This window comes from Streptomyces sp. R28 (assembly GCF_041052385.1).
Classification (GTDB): Bacteria; Actinomycetota; Actinomycetes; order Streptomycetales; family Streptomycetaceae; genus Streptomyces.
The window spans coordinates 8092683-8113582 of the sequence record NZ_CP163439.1; the positions used below are offsets into that span (position 1 = coordinate 8092683).

Annotated in this window: 1 protein-coding gene; it reads left to right on the top strand. The window is 72.5% G+C overall.

The window, feature by feature from the left end:
* Positions 1–30 precede the first annotated feature (30 nt).
* Positions 31–20898 (top strand): type I polyketide synthase, encoded by a 20868-nt coding sequence (locus AB5J49_RS35695; RefSeq protein WP_369172977.1) that lies wholly within the window; start codon positions 31–33, stop codon positions 20896–20898.
* The last annotated feature ends 2 nt before the right edge of the window (positions 20899–20900 follow it).

Here is a 20900-nt window from a genome sequence, read left to right on the forward strand (position 1 = left end):
TCCTGCACGACTCACGGGAGCGATGCACTGATGGCGGATGAAGAGAAGCTGCGCGAGTACCTGGCACGGGTGGTCGCCGAACTCCAGCAGACGCGCCAGCGGCTTCGCCATGCCGAGTCGGAGGAGTCGGAGCCCGTCGCCATCGTCGCGATGAGCTGCCGCTACCCCGGTGACGTGCGCTCCCCGGAGCAGCTGTGGGAACTGGTGGCGTCCGGTGGCGACGCCATCGCGGAGTTCCCCACGGACCGCGGCTGGGACCTCGAGAAGCTGTACGACCCCGACCCGGAGCACGTGGGAACCTCCTACGCGAACCAGGGCGGATTCCTCTACGACGCCGCCGAGTTCGACCCGGGTCTCTTCGGGATCAGCCCGCGTGAGGCGCTGGCGATGGACCCGCAGCAGCGGCTCCTCCTGGAGACCACCTGGGAGGTGCTGGAGCGCGCCGGCATCGACCCGCTCTCCGTGCGCGGCAGCCGCACCGGCGTCTTCATCGGAGCCTCCACCCAGGGTTACGGCATCGGTGCCGGGGTCGCCCCCGGCGCGGACGCGCACGCCCTGACCGGCGACGCGGCATCCGTCCTCTCCGGTCGCGTCTCCTACACGCTGGGTCTGGAAGGCCCGGCGGTGACGGTGGACACGGCGTGCTCTTCGTCGCTGGTCGCCCTGCACTGGGCGATCCAGGCCCTGCGCTCGGGCGAGTGCACCCAGGCCGTCGCCGGTGGCGTCACCGTCATGTCCAACCCCGGTGTCTTCGTGGAGTTCTCCCGTCAGCGCGGCCTTGCCATGAACGGCCGGTGCAAGGCGTTCGCCGAGGCGGCGGACGGCACGGGCTGGGGCGAGGGCGTGGGCCTGCTGCTCCTGGAGCGCCTCTCGGACGCCCGCCGCAACGGACACGAGGTTCTCGCGGTCATCCGCGGTTCCGCCGTCAACCAGGACGGCGCTTCCAACGGCCTGACCGCCCCGAACGGCCCGTCCCAGCAGCGCGTCATCAGCCAGGCGCTGGCCGGGGCCCGGCTCTCCCCGACGCAGGTCGACGTCGTCGAGGGGCACGGTACGGGTACGACGCTGGGCGACCCGATCGAGGCGCAGGCACTGCTGGCCACATACGGCCAGGACCGCCCCGAGGGCCGGCCGCTGCTGCTGGGTTCGATCAAGTCGAACATCGGCCACACGCAGTCCGCGGCCGGTGTCGCGGGCGTCATCAAGATGGTCATGGCGATGCGCCACGGGGTGGTGCCCCGGACCTTGCACGTGGACGCGCCGTCCTCCCATGTGGACTGGTCCGCCGGGTCGGTCGAACTGGTCAGCGAGCCGATGGCCTGGCCGGAGACGGGCGAGCCGCGTCGTGCGGGTGTCTCGTCGTTCGGTATCAGCGGCACGAACGCGCACGTGATCGTGGAGCAGTCACCCGAGGCGGAGCAGGCGGAGGCGGCCGGGGATCCGCTGGCGCTGCCGGTGGTGCCGTGGGTGGTCTCGGGACGCTCCGAGGCGGCGCTGGCGGACCAGGTGAAGCGGCTGAAGTCGTTCGTCGCCGGGCGTCCCGTCGGCTCTGAGCTGTCGCCGGTGGACGTCGGCTTCTCGCTGGCTACGACGCGTGCGGCGCTGGAACACCGGGCGGTCCTGATCGGCGGCGAGCAGGTGGCCGAGGGGTCGGTGTCGCCGGGTCGGGTGGGCGTGCTGTTCTCGGGGCAGGGCTCGCAACGGGCGGGTATGGGCCGGGAGTTGTATGAGGCGTATCCCGTCTTCGCGGATGTGTTTGATGCGGTGTGTGCGGAGTTGGACCGTCATCTGGAGCGGCCTCTTCGTGAGGTGGTGTTCGGTGAGGGTGAGCTGTTGGATCAGACGCAGTTCACGCAGGCGGGTCTGTTCGCTCTGGAAGTCGCGCTGTTTGAGCTGGTGACGTCGTGGGGTGTGAAGCCCGACTATCTGCTGGGCCACTCGATTGGTGAGTTGTCGGCTGCGTACGTCGCTGGGGTGCTGTCGCTGGAGGATGCGGCGGAGCTGGTGGCGGCGCGGGGTCGTCTGATGCAGGCGCTCCCGATGGACGGTGCGATGGTGTCGTTGCAGGCGGCGGAGGACGAGGTCGTCCCGTTGCTGGTCGAGGGTGTCTCGATCGCCGCGCTCAACGGCCCGCGCTCCACGGTGATTTCGGGCGACGAGGCGGAGGTCCTCCGGATCGCCGCGCACTTTGAGGGTGAGGGTCGTAAGACCAAGCGCCTGCGGGTGAGCCATGCGTTCCACTCGCCGCGTATGGACGGGATGCTCGACGATTTCCGCGCGGTCGCACAGGGGTTGACTTTCAATGCCCCGCAGCTGTCGATCGTCTCGGACGTGACGGGCGAGGTCCTGTCGGCCGAGGCGGTGCAGGACCCGGAGTACTGGGTTCGCCACGTCCGTGAAGCCGTCCGTTTCCTGGACGGCGTCCGCACGCTGGAGTCTGCGGGCGTGACCGCGTTCCTGGAGCTGGGTCCGGATGGCGTGCTGTCCGCGATGGCGCAGGACTGCGTGACGTCCGGTTCCGAGGGCGGTGAGCTCGCCTTCGTGCCCGTTCTGCGTAAGAACCGCGAGGAGCCGGAGACCCTGCTCACCGCTCTCGCTCAACTCCACGTACGCGGCAAGGCAGTTGACTGGTCGGCGTACTTCTCCGGAGCCGGAGGCGGTGTCGGTGCCCGTCGTGTCGATCTGCCCACCTACGCCTTCCAGCACGAGCACTACTGGCCCGAGGCCGGCTCGCCGTTCACGGCGGACGGGTCCGCCTCCCTCGCCTCCTCGGTGGACGGTGCGTTCTGGGCCGCGGTGGAGCAGGAGGACGTGGGTGCGTTCGCGGCGGCTCTGGGCTCGGACGAGCTGGAGTCGTTGGGCGCGGCGTTGCCGGTCTTGTCGTCGTGGCGTCGGCAGTCCCGTGAGGTGGCGGTCGCTGACGCGTGGCGTTACCGGGTGACGTGGCAGCCGGTTTCGGGTGTCGATCGTGCTGGGCTGGAGGGGGCCTGGTTGGTGGTGGCGCCGTCGGCGTGTGCGGGTCATCCGGTGGTTGCGGGGATGCGTGCGTGTGGCGGGGAGGTTGTGGAGTGGCTGGTCGATGGTGGTGAGGTGAGCCGTGGGGCGCTCGCCGCACGGCTGGCCGGGCAGGGTGGCGAGTTCGCCGGTGTGGTGTCGTTGCTGGCTCTGGGTGGCCGGGAGGACATGGCGCTGGGGACGTTGTCCCTGGTTCAGGCGTTGGGTGACGCGGAGTGGTCGGTGCCGTTGTGGTGCTTGACGCGGGGTGCGGTGTCGGTGGGTCGTTCCGATGGTGCGGTGGATGCGGTGCAGGCTCAGGTGTGGGGTCTGGGTCGGGTTGCTGCGTTGGAGCGGCCGGGCCGTTGGGGTGGGTTGGTCGATCTGCCGCAGTCGTTGGATGAGCGTGCGGTGGGCCGGGTGTGCGGTGTCCTGTCCGGTACCGGTCTCGGTGCGGCTGGTGAGGATCAGCTGGCGGTGCGTGCGTCGGGTGTGTATGGGCGGCGTCTGGTGCGTGCGTCTGTCAACAGCCGTGTGGTGGCGGGTGGTTGGTCGCTGCGTGGGACGGTGTTGGTGACGGGTGGTACTGGTGCGTTGGGTGGGCATGTTGCTCGCTGGGCGGCTGGTAGTGGTGCTGAGCGGCTTGTGCTTACCAGTCGTCGTGGCCTGGGGGCTCCGGGTGCGGTCGAGTTGGTGGCCGAGCTGGAGGCGTTGGGTGCGGCGGTCGAGGTCGTCGTATGCGACGTGAGCGACCGGAAGGCGCTGGAAGCGCTGGTGGAGGGGCTGAAGGAGGCCGGCACCCCCGTCCGCTCCGTCTTCCACACCGCCGGCCTCGGACAGGTGACGGCGCTTTCCGACATGGGCGCCGAGGAGTTCGCCGAGGTGCTGCGGGCGAAGGTGGAAGGCGCCACCCACCTCGACGCCCTGTTCGGTGACGCGAGCGACGGCGGGGACCTGGACGCCTTCGTGCTGTTCTCCTCGATCTCCGCCGTCTGGGGCAGCGGCGGTCACGCCGCCTATGCCGCGGCCAACGCCCACCTCGACGCCCTCGCCCAGGACCGGCGGGCCCGTGGCCTGACCGCGACCTCCGTCAGCTGGGGGCCCTGGGGCGAGGGCGGCATGATCGAGGACGTCGGGGAGGCCGAGCTGCGCAGGCGCGGACTGCCCACGATGGCACCGGAGTCGGCGGTCATCGCGCTCCAGCAGGCCCTGACGGAGGACGACGCCCATGTCGCCGTCGCCGACGTCGACTGGGAGCGGTTCGCGCCCGCGTTCACCGCGCTGCGCCCGAGCCCGCTCCTCACGGGCCTGCCCGAGGTGCGCGACCTCGCCGAGCGTTCCGAAGGCGCACACGGCGATGAGGAGTCGGCGCTGCGACGACAGCTCGCCGGCCTCTCCACCGCCGAGCGCGACGCCGAACTGCTCGAACTGGTCCGCCGCGAGACCGCGGCCGTACTCGGGCACCGCAGTGCCGACGCGGTCCCGTCCGACCGGGCCTTCCAGCAGCTGGGCTTCGACTCGCTCACGGCGGTCGAGCTGCGCAACCGGCTGACCAAGGAGTCCGGGCTCTCCCTGCCCGCCACCCTGATCTTCGACTACCCGACCCCGGTGGTACTCGGCAGACATCTCAGGACCGAGGTGTTCGGCGACGGGGTCGTCGCGGTGGACAGCGCGCCGGTGGTGTTGGACCGTGCCGACGACCCGATCGTCATCGTGGGCATGAGCTGCCGTTTCCCCGGCGGTGCGGAGTCCCCGGAAGCGCTGTGGGAGCTGCTCACGGCCGGAGCCGACGGCATATCGGGCTTCCCGGAGAACCGCGGCTGGGACCTGGGTTCGCTGTACGACCCGGACCCCGACGGCGTCGGCACCTCCTACGTCGCCGAGGGCTGCTTCCTGCACGACGCGGCGGACTTCGACCCGGCGTTCTTCGGGATCTCGCCGCGTGAGGCGCTGGCGATGGACCCGCAGCAGCGGCTGCTCCTGGAGACCTCCTGGGAGGTCTTCGAGCGGGCGGGCATCGACCCGACGTCGCTCAAGGGCGACCGGATCGGCGTGTTCACCGGCACCAACGGCCAGGACTACGGCTATGTGCTGGGCGGCGCGGGCGACGAGGTCGTGGGCTACGGTGCCACGGGCAGCTCGGCCAGCGTCCTGTCCGGCCGCGTCTCCTACACGCTGGGCCTTGAGGGCCCCGCGGTGACGGTGGACACGGCGTGCTCGTCGTCCCTGGTCGCCCTGCACCTCGCGGCGCAGGCCCTGCGCGACGGCGAGTGCTCGATGGCGTTGGCCGGCGGTGTCACCGTCATGTCGATGCCGGGTACGTTCGTGGAGTTCTCCCGGCAGGGCGGCCTGGCTCCCGACGGCCGCTGCAAGGCGTTCGCCGAGGCGGCGGACGGCACCGCCTGGGGCGAGGGCGTGGGCGTGCTCCTGGTCGAGCGTCTCTCGGACGCCCGCCGCAACGGCCACGAGGTCCTCGCGGTCGTCCGCGGTTCCGCGATCAACCAGGACGGCGCCTCCAACGGCCTGACCGCTCCGAACGGCCCGTCCCAGCAGCGCGTCATCCGCCAGGCCCTCGCCGGTGCCGGCCTGTCGGCGGCGGACATCGACGCCGTCGAGGCGCACGGTACGGGTACGACGCTGGGTGACCCGATCGAGGCGCAGGCGCTGCTCGCGACGTACGGCCAGGAGCGCCCCGAGGGGCGTCCGTTGTGGCTCGGCTCGGTGAAGTCGAACATCGGTCACACGCAGGCGGCCGCGGGCGTCGCCGGGATCATCAAGATGGTCATGGCGATGCGGGCGGGAGTTCTGCCCCAGACCCTGCACGTCGACCAGCCGTCCACCCATGTGGACTGGTCGGCCGGGGCCGTCGAGCTCCTGACGGAGTCGATGGCGTGGCCGGAGACGGGTGCGCCGCGTCGTGCGGGCGTCTCGTCGTTCGGCATCAGCGGCACGAACGCACATGTGCTGCTGGAGCAGGCGCCGGAGGTTGAGCAGCCGGAGCCGGTTGCGGATCCGGTGGCGTTGCCGGTGGTGCCGTGGGTGGTGTCGGCGAAGTCCGAGGAGGCTTTGGCGGGGCAGGTGGGGCGACTGCGGTCGTTCGTCGCCGAGCGTCCCGGCGGCTCGGAGTTGTCGCCGGTGGATGTGGGTTTCTCGTTGGTGACGACGCGTGCGGTGCTGGAGCACCGGGCGGTCCTGATTGGTGAGCGGACCGTGGAAGGCTCGCTGACGCCCGGCAAGACGGGTGTGCTGTTCTCGGGCCAAGGGTCACAACGGGCCGCTATGGGACGGGAGTTGTACGAGGCGTATCCCGTCTTCGCGGACGCGTTCGACGCGGTCTGCGCGGAGCTGGACCGTCACCTCGACCAGCCCCTCCGCGAGGTCGTCTTCGACGGTGGTGAGCTGCTGGATCAGACGCAGTTCACGCAGGCGGGTCTGTTCGCGCTTGAGGTGGCGCTGTTTGAGCTGGTGACGTCGTGGGGTGTGAAGCCGGACTTCTTGCTGGGCCACTCGATCGGTGAGTTGTCGGCTGCGTACGTCGCCGGTGTGCTGTCGCTGGAGGATGCGGCGGAGCTGGTGGCGGCGCGGGGTCGTCTGATGCAGGCGCTCCCGACTGGTGGCGCGATGGTGTCGTTGCAGGCGGCGGAGGACGAGGTCCTGCCGCTCCTGGTCGACGGCGTGTCCATCGCCGCGCTCAACGGCCCGCGCTCCACGGTGATTTCGGGCGACGAGGCGGAGGTCATCCGGATCGCCGCGCACTTCCAGGCCGAGGGTCGCAAGACCAAGCGCCTGCGGGTGAGCCACGCGTTCCACTCGCCGCGTATGGACGGGATGCTCGACGACTTCCGTGCTGTGGCGCAGGGGCTGACCTTCAACGCCCCGCAGCTGTCGATCGTCTCGGACGTGACCGGCGAGGTCCTGTCGGCCGACGAGGTCCAGGACCCGGAGTACTGGGTCCGCCACGTCCGTGAAGCCGTCCGCTTCCTGGACGGCATCCGCACCCTGGAGTCCGCGGGCGTGACCGCGTTCCTGGAGCTCGGCCCCGACGGAGTCCTCTCCGCCATGGCCCAGGACTGCGTGACGTCCGGCTCCGACGAGCAGCAGCTCACCTTCGTACCCGCCCTCCGCAAGAACCGTGACGAGCCCGACGCGCTCCTCACCTCCCTCGCCGAACTGCACGTACACGGCAAGGCAGTTGACTGGCCGGCGTACTTCTCAGGCACCGGCGCCCGCCGTGTCGACCTGCCCACCTACGCCTTCCAGCACGACCACTTCTGGCCCACCGCCGCGGTGTGGGCCGGTGACGCGACCGCTTTCGGGCTGCGGTCCGTGGGACACCCGATGCTCGGCGCGGTGATGACGCTTGCCGAGGCGGACGGTCTGATGATGACGGGGCGGCTGTCGCTCCAGTCCCATCCGTGGCTCGGCGATCACGTCGTCCTGGGCTCGGTCCTCCTGCCCGGCACGGCTTATGTGGAGCTGGCCTTGCAGGCCGGCGAGCGGCTCGGCTGCGGTTTCCTGGAAGAGCTGACGCTGCAAGCGCCCCTGGTGCTGCCCGAACGCGGTGGAGTCGCGGTTCAGGTGACGGTCGGTGCGGAGGACGCGGACGGGCGACGCTCCGTCACCCTGCACTCGCGGCCCGCCGAAGGGGACGACGAGGCGCCGTGGCAGCAGCACGCGGCCGGCATGCTGGCGTCGGCCGATGCCGCCGCCGAACCCACTGCCGGCGGCGAGCCGGCCGTGTGGCCGCCGCGGGACGCCGTTCCCGTCGCCGTCGAGGGGCACTACGAGGACCTGGCGGAGCGCGGCTACGGCTACGGGCCGGTGTTCCAGGGGCTGCGCGCGGCATGGCGGCGCGGTGAGGAGATCTTCGCCGAGGTCGCGCTGCCCGACGGCACGGACGCCGACCGGTTCGGGCTCCACCCCGCGCTGCTCGACTCCGCCCTGCACGCGCTGGGTCTGCACGGCGGCGAGGAGACGGCAGGGGGGAACGACGGACGGAGCGCGGCGGCCGGCGGTGTCGGTCTGCCCTTCGCCTGGTCCGGAGTGTCGCTGTACGCGGTGGGTGCCGCCGCGCTGCGGGTGCGGATCACCCCCACGGCGTCGGGCGTCGGCCTGGAGGTCGCCGACGGCACCGGGGCACCCGTGGCCCGCGTGGACTCCCTGGTGCTGCGCCCGGTGTCCGCCGAGCAGTTGGCCGCGCCCGGCACCGAGCCGGACGAGCTGTTCCACCTCGTATGGTCGCCGCTGGCCGTGTCGCCGCCGCCCGCGGACGAGCCCGCCCGGCGGTGGGCGGTGCTCGGCGATGCGCCCTGGGCGGTGCCCCACGGTGCCGAACCGGCCCGGGACCTGGCGTCCGTGGCCCCGGATGTCGACGCCGTCGTCGTCCTGCACGCTTCCGAGGCGACGGCCGACCTGGCGAGCGGCGTGCGTCGCGACGTCCAGAAGCTGCTCGCGCTGATCCAGGAGTGGCTGGCCGACACGCGCTTCACCCACGCCCCGCTCGTCGTCGCGACCCGCGGCGCCGTCGCGGCGAGCGGCGAGGACGAACTGTCCGACCTGGCGGGTGCCGCGGCCTGGGGTCTGATCCGCTCGGCACAGTCCGAGAACCCCGGCCGCCTGGTCCTGGTCGACCTCGACGGACACGACGACTCGTACGCCGTGCTGACCGCGGCGCTGGCCACGGGCGAGCCCCAACTGGCCCTGCGGGCGGGCGACGTCCTCGTGCCACGGCTCGGCCGCGTCGCGTCCGACGGCGCCCTGGTGCCCCCGTCCGGCGACGGCCCGTGGCGGCTCGACATCACCGAGAAGGGCACTCTGGAGAACCTCGCCCTGACCCCGTGCCCCGACGCCGCAGGGCCGCTCGCCCCCGGCGCGGTCCGGGTCGGCGTGCGCGCCGCGGGCGTCAACTTCCGTGACGTACTGATCGCGCTCGGCGTGTACCCCGGCGACGCCACCATGGGCATTGAGGGCGCCGGTGTCGTCCTGGAGGTCGGCCCCGGCGTCACCGGACTCGCGCCCGGGGACCGCGTCATGGGGCTCTTCTCCGGCGGGTTCGGCCCGGTGGCGGTGACCGACCGCCGCACCCTGGCGCGGATACCGGACAGCTGGTCCTTCACCGAAGCGGCATCGGCCCCGGTCGTCTTCATGACCGCCTACTACGCGCTGGTCGACCTGGCGGGGCTGCGGCCCGGGGAGTCCGTTCTCGTGCACGCCGCGGCCGGCGGCGTCGGCATGGCCGCCGTGCAGCTCGCCCGGCACCTGGGGGCCGAGGTGTACGGCACGGCGAGCACCGGCAAATGGGACGTGCTGCGTTCCCTCGGGCTCGACGACACGCACATCGCCTCTTCCCGCACCCTCGACTTCGAGGGCCAGTTCCTCGACGCCACCGATGGACGCGGCGTCGACGTCGTCCTGGACTCCCTTGCCCGGGAGTTCGTGGACGCCTCGCTGCGCCTGTTGCCGCGCGGCGGCCGGTTCATGGAGATGGGCAAGACCGACATCCGTGACGCGCACACGGTGGCCGAGACGTTCCCCGGCGTCGCCTACCAGGCGTTCGACCTGATCGAGGCCGGACCCGAGCGGATCGGCCAGCTGTTGACCGAGGTCCTCGCGCTCTTCGAGAGCGGCGCGCTCCAGCCGCTCCCGATCCGTACGTGGGACGTGCGCCACGCACCGGAGGCGTTCCGTTTCCTCGCCAAGGCCCGTCATGTCGGCAAGGTCGTCCTGACCGTGCCCGAGCCCGCAAAGCGGCACGGGACGGTGCTCGTCACCGGCGCCACCGGCGCGCTCGGCGCCCTGGTGGCACGCCACCTCGTGATCGAGCACGGCGTACGCGGCCTGGTGCTCGTGGGCCGTCGCGGTGCGGCCGCGCCCGGTATGCGGGAGCTCGCGGACGAACTGACGTCGGCCGGCGCCGACGTGGTGCTCGCCGCCTGCGACGTCGCCGACCGCGAGGCGCTCTCGGCCATCCTCGACGCGATCCCCGAGGAGCGGCCGCTCACCGGCGTGGTGCACGCCGCCGGTGTGCTCGACGACGGTGTGGTCTCGTCGATGACTCCCGAGCGGCTCGACGCGGTACTGCGTCCCAAGATCGACGGCGCGGTCCACCTGCACGACCTGACCGCCGGCCGCGACCTGTCCCTGTTCGTCACCTTCTCCTCCACGGCAGGCGTCCTCGGCGGCCCCGGCCAGGCCAACTACGCGGCGGCCAACGCCTTCCTCGACGGCCTGGCCCAGCAGCGCAGGGCCCGCGGTCTGACGGCGACCTCACTGGCCTGGGGCCCGTGGGCCGCCGCGGACGGCATGCTCGGCCGGCTCGACACGGCCGACGTGGAGCGCATGACCCGCTCCGGCATCCTGCCGCTCACCGACGAGCAGGGCCTCGCTCTCTTCGACGCGGCCCTGGACGGTGCACGGGCCGCCGTGCTGCCCGTCGCCCTGGAACTCACCGCCCTCCAGGCACAGGCCACCGCGGGCGTGCTACCCGGATTGTTCCGCGGGCTCGTCCGCGCCCCCGGTCGGCGCAAGGCCCTGGCCGCCGCGGCGGGCAACTCGACGCTCGGACAGCGACTCACGGGGCTCGCCCCGGAGGAGCGCGACCGCGAGATGCTGGAACTCGTCCGCACCCAGGCGGCCGCCGTGCTCGGCCACGCCGGGCCCGAAACGGTGGGCGCGGAGAAGCAGTTCAAGGAACTGGGCGTCGACTCGCTGACCGCCGTCGAGCTGCGCAACCGTCTGAACGCCGCGCTGAGCGTCCCGGGCCTGCGACTGCCCGCGACCCTCGTCTTCGACTACCCCACCCCCGCCGCGCTGGCGGCCTTCCTCCTGACCGAGGTCCTGGGCGTCGTCCCGGAGACCGCGAGCACGCTGCCCGACGCGGTCGCCGTGGACGGCGACCCCATCGTCATCGTCGGCATGAGCTGCCGGTTCCCCGGCGACGTACGGTCGCCCGACGAGCTGTGGCGGCTGCTGCTCGACGGCTCAGACGCGATCACGGCGTTCCCCGAGGACCGAGGCTGGCACGCCGCCCGGCTGAACCCCGCCGAATCGGCGGACACCGGCATGACCGTCGTACGCGAAGGCGGCTTCCTGGCCGGAGCGGGCGCCTTCGACCCGGGCTTCTTCGGGATCTCGCCCCGCGAGGCCCTGGGCATGGACCCGCAGCAGCGCCTCCTCCTCGAAACCGCCTGGGAGGCATTCGAGCACGCGGGCATCGACCCGGCCACCGTGCGGGGGAGTGCGACCGGCGTGTTCGCGGGCGCGTCCTCCTCCGCCTACGGAGCCGGGGCCCAGCTGCCAGAAGGCTTCGAGGGCAACGCCCTGACCGGCAGCGCGACCAGCGTCGTGTCGGGCCGGGTGGCCTACACGTTCGGCCTGGAAGGCCCGGCCGTGACGGTGGACACCGCGTGCTCCTCCTCGCTGGTCGCCCTGCACCTCGCGGTGCAGGCGCTGCGGTCGGGCGAGTGCACGATGGCCCTGGCCGGCGGCGTCACCGTCATGGCCGACCCGGGCATCTTCATCGAGTTCAGCCGCCAGCGCGGCCTGGCACCCGACGGCCGCTGCAAGCCGTTCGCGGAGGCCGCCGACGGCACGGGCTGGTCCGAGGGCGTCGGCATGGTCCTGGTGGAGCGCCTCTCGGACGCCCGCCGCAACGGCCACGAGGTCCTCGCGGTGGTCCGCGGCTCCGCCGTGAACCAGGACGGCGCGTCCAACGGCCTGACCGCTCCGAACGGCCCGTCCCAGCAGCGCGTCATCCGCCAGGCCCTCGCCAACGCCGGCGTCACCGCCGACGAGATCGACGCCGTGGACGCGCACGGCACGGGCACCCGCCTCGGCGACCCGATCGAGGCCCAGGCCCTGATCGCGACGTACGGCCAGCAGCGTCCGGAGGACCGGCCGCTGCTGCTCGGCTCGATCAAGTCGAACATCGGCCACACGCAGGCCGCCGCGGGCGTCGCGGGCGTGATCAAGATGGTGCAGGCGATGCGCCACGGCATGCTGCCGCGCACGTTGCACGTGGACGAGCCGTCCTCGCACGTGGACTGGTCCGCGGGAACGGTCGAGCTCCTGACCGAGCCGGCCGCCTGGCCCGAGACGGGTGCGCCGCGCCGCGCCGCCGTCTCCTCGTTCGGCATCAGCGGCACGAACGCGCATGTGGTCCTGGAGCAGGCGCCGGAGGTGGAGGAGCCGGAGCCGGTTGTGGATCCGGTGGCGTTGCCGGTGGTGCCGTGGGTGGTGTCGGCGAAGTCGGAGGCGGGGCTGGCGGGGCAGGTGGAGCGGCTGAGGTCGTTCGTCGCCGAGCGTCCGGGCGGGGCTGAGTTGTCGCCGGTGGATGTGGGTTTCTCGTTGGTGACGACGCGTGCGGTGCTGGAGCACCGGGCGGTGCTGATCGGCGAGCGGGTCGTGGAGGGTTCGGTGTCGCCCGGTAAGACGGGTGTGCTGTTCTCGGGGCAGGGTTCGCAGCGGGTCGGTATGGGGCGTGAACTCCACGCGGCCTTCCCGGTGTTCGCGGATGCGTTTGATGCGGTGTGTGCGGAGCTGGACCGTCACCTCGACCAGCCGCTGCGTGAGGTCGTCTTTGGCGGTGGTGAGCTGCTGGATCAGACGCAGTTCACGCAGGCCGGGCTGTTCGCCCTGGAAGTCGCACTGTTTGACCTGGTGACGTCGTGGGGCGTGAAGCCCGACTTCCTGCTGGGCCACTCCATTGGTGAGCTGTCGGCGGCGTACGTGGCCGGCGTGTTGTCCCTGGAGGACGCTGCTGCTCTCGTGGCGGCGCGGGGTCGTCTGATGCAGGCGCTCCCGACGGACGGGGCGATGGTGTCGTTGCAGGCGGCGGAGGACGAGGTCCTGCCGTTCCTGGTCGACGGCGTGTCCATCGCAGCCCTCAACGGGCCCAACGCCACGGTGATTTCGGGCGAAGAGGCGGAGGTCCTCCGGATCGCCGCGCACTTCGAGGCCGAGGGTCGTAAGACCAAGCGGTTGCGGGTGAGCCATGCCTTCCACTCGCCGCGTATGGACGGGATGCTCGACGACTTCCGTGCTGTGGCGCAGGGGCTGACCTTCAACGCCCCGCAGCTGTCGATCGTCTCGGACGTGACGGGCGAGGTTCTGTCGGCGGAGGAGATCCAGGACCCGGAGTACTGGGTCCGCCACGTCCGCGAAGCCGTCCGCTTCCTGGACGGCATCCGCACCCTGGAAGCGGAAGGCGTGACCGCGTTCCTGGAGCTCGGCCCCGACGGAGTCCTCTCCGCGATGGCCCAGGACTGCGTCACATCCGGCTCCGGCGCCGAGCAGCAGCTCACCTTCGTACCCGCCCTCCGCAAGAACCGTGACGAGCCCGACGCGCTTCTCACCGCCCTCGCCGAACTCCACGTACACGGCAAGGCAGTTGACTGGTCGGCGTACTTCGCCGGCACCGGCGCCCGCCGCGTCGACCTGCCCACCTACGCCTTCCAGCACGACCGCTACTGGCTCTCCGCTCCGGCCGCCCCCGTGGGCGACATCACGGCGGCCGGTCTGGGCGGTGCCGGACATCCGCTGCTGGCGGCCGGGGTGCGGCTGGCTGGTTCGGACGGGTTCCTGTTCACGGGGCGGCTCTCGGTCGAGACGCACCCGTGGCTCGGCGACCATCTGGTGTATGGCACGGTCGTCGTGCCGAGCACGGTCTTCGTCGAGCTGGCGCTGCACGCGGGGGAGCGGTTCGGCTGCGAGTCGCTGGCCACGCTGAACGTACGGGCTCCGCTGGTGCTTCCGGAGCGGACGGGTGTCGCCGTCCAGCTGACCGTGGCGGCGCCGGACGCGGAGGGGCGCCGCGCGGTGGAGGTGTACGCGCGCGCCGAGGCCGACGGCCCCGAGGCGGAGTGGAACCTGCACGCCACCGGCGAACTGGCGCCTGTCCAGGCGCAGTTGGCGGACACGACGGACTTCGCTGTCTGGCCGCCGCGGGACGCCGTCGAGGTGTCGGCGCAGAGTGTGTACGACGACCTCGCCGACGAGGGCTACGACCACGGCACCGCGTTCCGCGGGCTGCGGTCGCTGTGGCGGCGCGGTGACGAGCTGTACGCCGAGGTGGCGCTGCCCGAGGGCACGGACGTCGACGGCTTCGGCCTGCACCCGGCGCTCCTCGACGCCGCCCTGCACGCGGCAGCGGGCGGCGTGCCGTCCGCGTGGTCCGGAGTGTTCTTGGCGGCGGTGGGCGCGACCGCGCTGCGCGTACGGGTCCGTCCCGCACGCGAGGGCGTCTCCGTGGCCGTGGCCGACGAGACCGGCGGACTGGTCGCGGTGGTGGACCGCGTGACGCTCGCCCCGGTCTCGCCCGAGCTGCTGCGGAGCGAGACCGGCAGCAAGGACGCTCTGTTCACCCTGGAGTGGTCGCCGCAGACGGCACCGGCACCGGCGTCGGCATCCGCGTCGGCGCCCGCGAAGGAGGGAGCAAGGGACTGGGCGCTGCTGGGGGAGTCGGCCGCGTTCGACGTGCTCGGAATCCCGTCGTACGAGGACCTCGCCTCCCTGGACCGAGTGCCGGACGTCGTCTTCTACGCTCCCGCAGGTACGGGTGACGGCCTGGCCGCCTCCGTGCGGGACACCGCGCACGAAGTCCTCGCGACGGTGCAGGAGTGGCTGGCCGACGAACGGCACGGCGACGCGCTCCTGGTCGTCGTGACCCGGGGCGCGGTCGCCGCGGGCGACGGCTACGGTCCGGTCGACCTCGCGGGCGCCGCCGCCTGGGGTCTTGTACGGTCCGCCCAGTCCGAGAACCCGGGCCGGCTGCTCCTCGTCGACCTGGACCTGCACGACACCCCGGTGGACGTCCTCGCCGAGATCCTGGCCGGCGGGGAACCGCAGGTGTCGGTCCGCGAGGGCCGCGTCCTCGTCCCGCGTCTCGCCCGGCCCGCGCTCCAGGAGGCCCTCGAGGAGCCCGAGCCGGCGTCCGAGCGGCACGGCACCGTCCTGGTGACCGGCGCGACCGGCGCCCTCGGTGCCCTGGTCGCCCGGCACCTCGTCGCCCGGCACGGCGTACGCAGCCTGGTGCTGACCAGCCGTAGGGGCGCCGAGGCGCCGGGCGCGGCGGAACTCGCCGCCGAGCTGACCCAGGCCGGCGCCGAAGTGACCCTGGCGGCCTGTGACGTCGCCGACCGGGACGCGCTGGCCGCGGTGCTCGGGGCGATTCCCGAGGAGCGGCCGCTGACCGGAGTGGTGCACGCCGCCGGTGTAGTCGACGACGGCATCGTGTCCTCGCTGACCGCCGACCGACTCGACGTCGTGCTGCGGCCCAAGGTCGACGCCGCGGTGCATCTGCACGAGCTCACCGAGCACCTCGACCTGTCGATGTTCGTCCTGTTCTCCTCCGTCGCCGGAACCTTCGGCTCGCTGGGGCAGGGCAACTACGCGGCCGCCAACGCGTTCCTCGACGCGCTGGCCCAGCACCGCGCGGGCCGCGGCCTCGCGGCCACGTCGCTGGCCTGGGGTCCGTGGGGCATCGCGGACGGCATGGTCGGACGGCTGCACGACGGCGACACGAGCCGGATGTCCCGGTCCGGAGTGGTTCCGCTGACCTCCGACGAAGGTCTGGAGCTGTTCGACGCGGCACTCGCCCTCGACCGCCCGGCGCTGCTCCCCGTCCACCTGGACCTGGCCGTCCTGCGCGCCCAGGCCGGTGTCGGCGCGCTCGCGGGCGTGTTCCGCGGGCTCGTCCGCACGAGCTCGCGGCGCAGGGCAGGAGCGCTCGCCGGTTCGGTGAAGCTGCTGCAGCGCCTCGCGGGCCTCTCCCGCGCGGAACGCGGCAAGGCCCTGCTCGACCTGGTGCGCGGTCAGGCGGCCGCGGTCCTCGGCCACACCGGCGTCGAAGGAGTGGGCGTCGCCCGGCCGTTCAAGGACCTCGGCTTCGACTCGCTGACCGCCGTCGAACTGCGCAACCGGCTCGACCGGGCCACGGGCCTGCGACTGCCCGCGACCCTGATTTTCGACTACCCCACGCCCGAGGCGCTGGCGGACTACGTCCTCGGGGAGGTCCTGGGTACGCAGCCGGCGGCCGCGGCGGCCGATCCGGTGACGCGACTCGCGGACGACGAGCCCATCGCGATCGTCGGCATGAGCTGCCGTTACGCGGGCGGGGTGGAGAACGCCGACGACCTCTGGCGCCTCGTGGCCACCGGAGCCGACGGCATCTCGGCCTTCCCCACCGACCGCGGCTGGGACCTGGAAGGCCTCTACACCGAGGTGGCCGACGGCGGCACGTCGGCGACGCTGGAGGGCGGATTCCTCTACGGTGCGGCGGAGTTCGATCCGGCGTTCTTCGGGATCTCGCCGCGCGAGGCCGTCGCCATGGACCCGCAGCAGCGACTGCTCCTGGAGACCTCCTGGGAGGCCTTCGAGCACGCGGGCATCGACCCCGACTCCGTACGCGGCCACCACATCGGCGTCTTCGCCGGTACCGCCTCCTCCAGCTACGGGGTCGGGATGCGACTGCCCGAGGGTGCCGAGGGGCATCTGCTGACCGGCAACGCGACCAGCGTCATCTCCGGCCGCGTCTCGTACACGTTCGGCTTCGAGGGTCCCGCGGTGACCGTGGACACGGCGTGCTCGTCGTCCCTGGTCGCCCTGCACCTGGCGACGCAGGCGCTGCGTTCGGGCGAGTGCACCATGGCGCTGGCCGGCGGTGTCACCGTCCTGACGAACCCCGGCATCTTCGCGGAGTTCTCGCGGCAGAGGGGCCTCGCGGCCGACGGCCGCTGCAAGGCCTTCGCGGACGCGGCGGACGGCACGGGCTGGTCCGAGGGCGTCGGCATGGTGCTGGTGGAGCGCCTCTCGGACGCCCGCCGCAACGGTCACCGGGTCCTGGCGGTCGTCCGCGGCTCCGCGGTGAACCAGGACGGCGCGTCGAATGGTCTGACGGCTCCCAACGGCCCCTCCCAACAGCGAGTGATCCGGGCGGCCTTGGCGAGTGCGGGTCTGTCCGCGTCGCAGGTGGACGCGGTGGAGGCACACGGCACGGGTACGACCCTGGGTGACCCGATCGAGGCGCAGGCGCTCATCGCCACCTACGGCCAGGAGCGTCCGGAGGACCGGCCGCTGCTGCTCGGCTCGGTCAAGTCGAACATCGGTCACTCGCAGTCCGCGGCGGGCGTCGCCGGTGTGATCAAGATGGTGCAGGCGATGCGCCATGGAGTGCTCCCGCAGACGCTGCACGTCGACCAGCCTTCCACCCATGTGGACTGGTCGACAGGGACGGTCGAGCTCCTGACGGAGCAGACGTCCTGGCCGGAGACGGGCGAGCCGCGCCGTGCGGGCGTCTCCTCGTTCGGCATCAGCGGCACGAACGCGCACGTGATTCTGGAGCAGGCCCCGGCCGAGGAGACCCCGGCCACCGAGGCCGCCGCGCCGGGCGACACCACGCCTCCCTTCGGGGACGCAGTGCTGCCGTTCGTCCTGTCCGGCCGGTCGCCCGAGGCGCTGCGGGCCCAAGCGGAGGGAATCCGGACGGCGTTGGCCGACACTCCGGGCGTCTCGCTCAAGAACCTCGGCAACGCCCTGGCGTTGGGTCGGTCGCGGTTCGAGCACCGTGCGGTGGTGCTGGCGGGTGAGCTGGAGGAGCTGCGGTCGGGTCTGGAGGCGGTCGCGCTGGGCGGCGGTTCGGCTGCCGGTGTGGTGCGCGGTGTCGTGGGTTCCTCGGCTCGTCCGGTGTTCGTGTTTCCCGGTCAGGGTGCGCAGTGGCGGGGCATGGCGGCGGGGTTGTTGGAGTCGTCGCCGGTGTTCGCGGGGCGGATGGCGGAGTGTGGGGCGGCGTTGGAGCCGTTCACGGACTGGCGTCTGCTGGATGTTGTGCGGCAGGAGCCGGGTGCACCGGGCTTTGAGCGGGTGGATGTGGTGCAGCCGGTTCTGTGGGCGGTGATGGTGTCGCTTGCGGAGTTGTGGCGGGCGTGTGGTGTGGAGCCGGCTGCGGTGATCGGTCATTCCCAGGGGGAGATCGCGGCGGCGGTCGTCGCGGGTGGTCTGTCGCTGGAGGACGGTGCGCGGGTGGTGGCGCTGAGGTCACGTGCCCTGCTGGCTCTTTCGGGTGGCGGTGGGATGGTCTCGGTGTCGTTGCCGGTGGGGGAGGTGCGTGAGCGCCTGACGGCCTGGGAGGGTCGTATCTCGGTGGCGGCGGTCAACGGTCCGTCCTCGGTGGTGGTCTCCGGTGAGCCGCAGGCGTTGGAGGAGCTGGTGGCCTCCTGCGTCGAGCAGGGTGTTCGGGCGAAGAAGATTGCCGTGGATTATGCCTCGCATTCGGCTCAAGTCGAGCTGATCGAGGCCGAGTTGGCCGGGCTACTGGCGGAGGTGGCGCCGGTCTCGGGCCGGGTGCCGTTCTACTCCACGCTCACTGGCACTCTGCTGGAGGACACGGCCGGTCTGGACGGCGGGTATTGGTATCGCAACCTGCGTTCCACGGTGGAGTTCGAGGAAGCGGTGCGTGCGGCGGCCGGTGACGGCCTGGCTGTGTTCATTGAGGTGAGTCCGCACCCGGTGCTCAACCTCGGTCTGCAGGAGACCTTCGAGGCGGCCGGCACTGACGCGGTGGCCCTGGGCACTCTGCGCCGCGACGAGGACGAGGCCCGCCGCTTCATGACCTCCCTGGCCGAGGCTCACGTCCACGGCGTGGAGCTGGACTGGCAGGCCCTCTTCGCCGGGCAGCAGGCCACCCACGTGGACCTGCCCACCTACCCCTTCCAACGTCAGCGCTACTGGCCCGAGGCCATGGCCCTCCCGGTCGCAGGCACGGTGGATCCGGTGGACGCCCAGTTCTGGGAGGCCGTCGAGCAGGGCGATCTCGCGGCGCTGGCCGCGACGCTCGACCTGGAGGAGGCGCTGGGCTCCCCGCTGGGCGAGGTGCTTCCGGTCCTCTCGTCGTGGCGACGGCAGCGGCGCGAGACGGTCGCCGCGGATTCCTGGCGGTACCGCATCAGCTGGAAGCCGCTCACCGAGAACACGGCGTCCCTGTCGGGGACTTGGCTGGTCGTGTCGCCGGGGACCGGCGCGGGCGGCGACGCCGCCGAGGCCGTCGCGGAAGGACTGCGTGGGCTGGGGGTCGACGTCGTGCGGTGTGTGCCGGGCGATGTGCTCGACCGTACGACGCTGTCCCGGGAGCTGACCGAAGCGCTGGGCGACCGCACCGCCGTCGAGGGCGTCCTCTCGCTGTGCGCCCTGGACGAGGAGCCGGTCCCCGGGCTGCCGGAGGCGACGGCCGGCCTGGCCGCCACGCTCGCCCTGACGCAGGCGCTGGGCGACGCGGACGTGACGGCGCCGCTGTGGTGCCTGACGCGGGGTGCGGTGTCCACGGGTCCTGCGGACGGTCCCGCGCGCCCGGCGCAGGCGCAGGTGTGGGGTCTCGGTCGGGTGGTGGCGCTCGAACACCCGGACCGCTGGGGTGGGTTGGTCGACCTGCCCGAGGTGCTCGACGAGCGCGCGGTGGCCCGCGTGGGCGCACTGCTCGCCGCGGGCGGCGACGAGGACCAGCTGGCGGTGCGGTCGGCGGGCGTGTTCGCCCGGCGGCTGCTGCCCGCGCCGGCGACGGCATCGGCCCGGGCCTGGGAGCCCGAAGGCACGGTACTGCTCACCGGCGGCACCGGGGCGATCGGGGTGCGGGCGGCCCGCCGGCTCGGCGGCAGCGGCGTCGACCACATCGTCCTGATCGGCCGGCGTGGGCTACGGGCACCGGGCGCGGAGCTGCTGCGCGACGAGCTCGCGGAGACGGGCGTGCGGGTCACGGTCGCCGCATGCGATGTGGCGGACCGGGAGGAACTGGCCGCCCTGGTCGGGAAGTTGACGGCCGATGGGGAGCGGATCACCGCGGTGCTGCACGCCGCGGGCGAATTGGACGACGGGGTCGTCGACGCGCTGACCACCGAGCGTCTCGCCCGCGCCCTGCGGGCCAAGGTCGCCGGTGTGCGGAACCTGCACGAGGTGACGCGGGAACTCGACCTCACGGCGTTCGTGCTGTTCTCCGGGGTCGCGGGCACGGTCGGCGGCGCGGGGCAGGGAGCCTTCGCCGCGGCCGGTGCCTACCTGGACGCGTTCGCCGAGTACCGCAGGGACCTGGGCCTCGCCGCCACGTCGATCTCATGGGGCCCGTGGGCCGAGGGCGGTCCCGCCCTCGACGACGACACGTTCCTGGAGCGGACGAGCCGTCGTGGTCTGGCCGCGCTGCCGACCGAGTCCGCGCTCACGGCGCTGCGCCGGGCGGTGGCACAGGACGGTCCCGCGCAGCTGGTGGCGGACATCGTCTGGGACCGCTTCGGTCCCACGCTCACGGCGGCACGGCCCAGCCCGCTGATCGGTGACCTGCCGCAGATGCGGGAGATCGCGAGGACGGCCGAGCAGGCGGGGGACACCGGTGCGGACGAGACAGCGGAGTTCCGGCGTGCCGTCGCCGAACTCTCCGACGTGGAACTCGGCCAGATGCTCCTGGAGTTGGTGCGCACCGAGGCGGCCGGGGCGCTGGGCTACACCGACATCGAGGCCATCGGACCCAAGCGGCCCTTCCGGGAGCTCGGCTTCGAGTCGCTGACCGCCGTGGAGCTGCGCAACCGGCTCAGCACCCGCACGGGGCTGCGGCTGCCGGTGACGCTGGCGTTCGACCATCCCACGCCGGTCCTCCTCGCCGCCTTCCTCAAGGGCGAGGCGGGCCGCGACGCGGAGCCGCAGGCCGTGCCCGTCCTCGCGGAGCTCGACCGGCTCGAGGCGAGCCTCGCGACGCTCTCCGCGGACCGCACCGCGCGGCATCGGATCGCGACACGGCTGAGGGACATCCTCGCCGGCTGGGACGAGGAGCCCGCCGGGGGCGACGGGGCCGCCGTCGCCGAGAAGCTGCAGTCGGCGTCGGCCGACGAGGTCCTGGCCTTCATCGACAACGAATTTGGGGCCTCCTGATG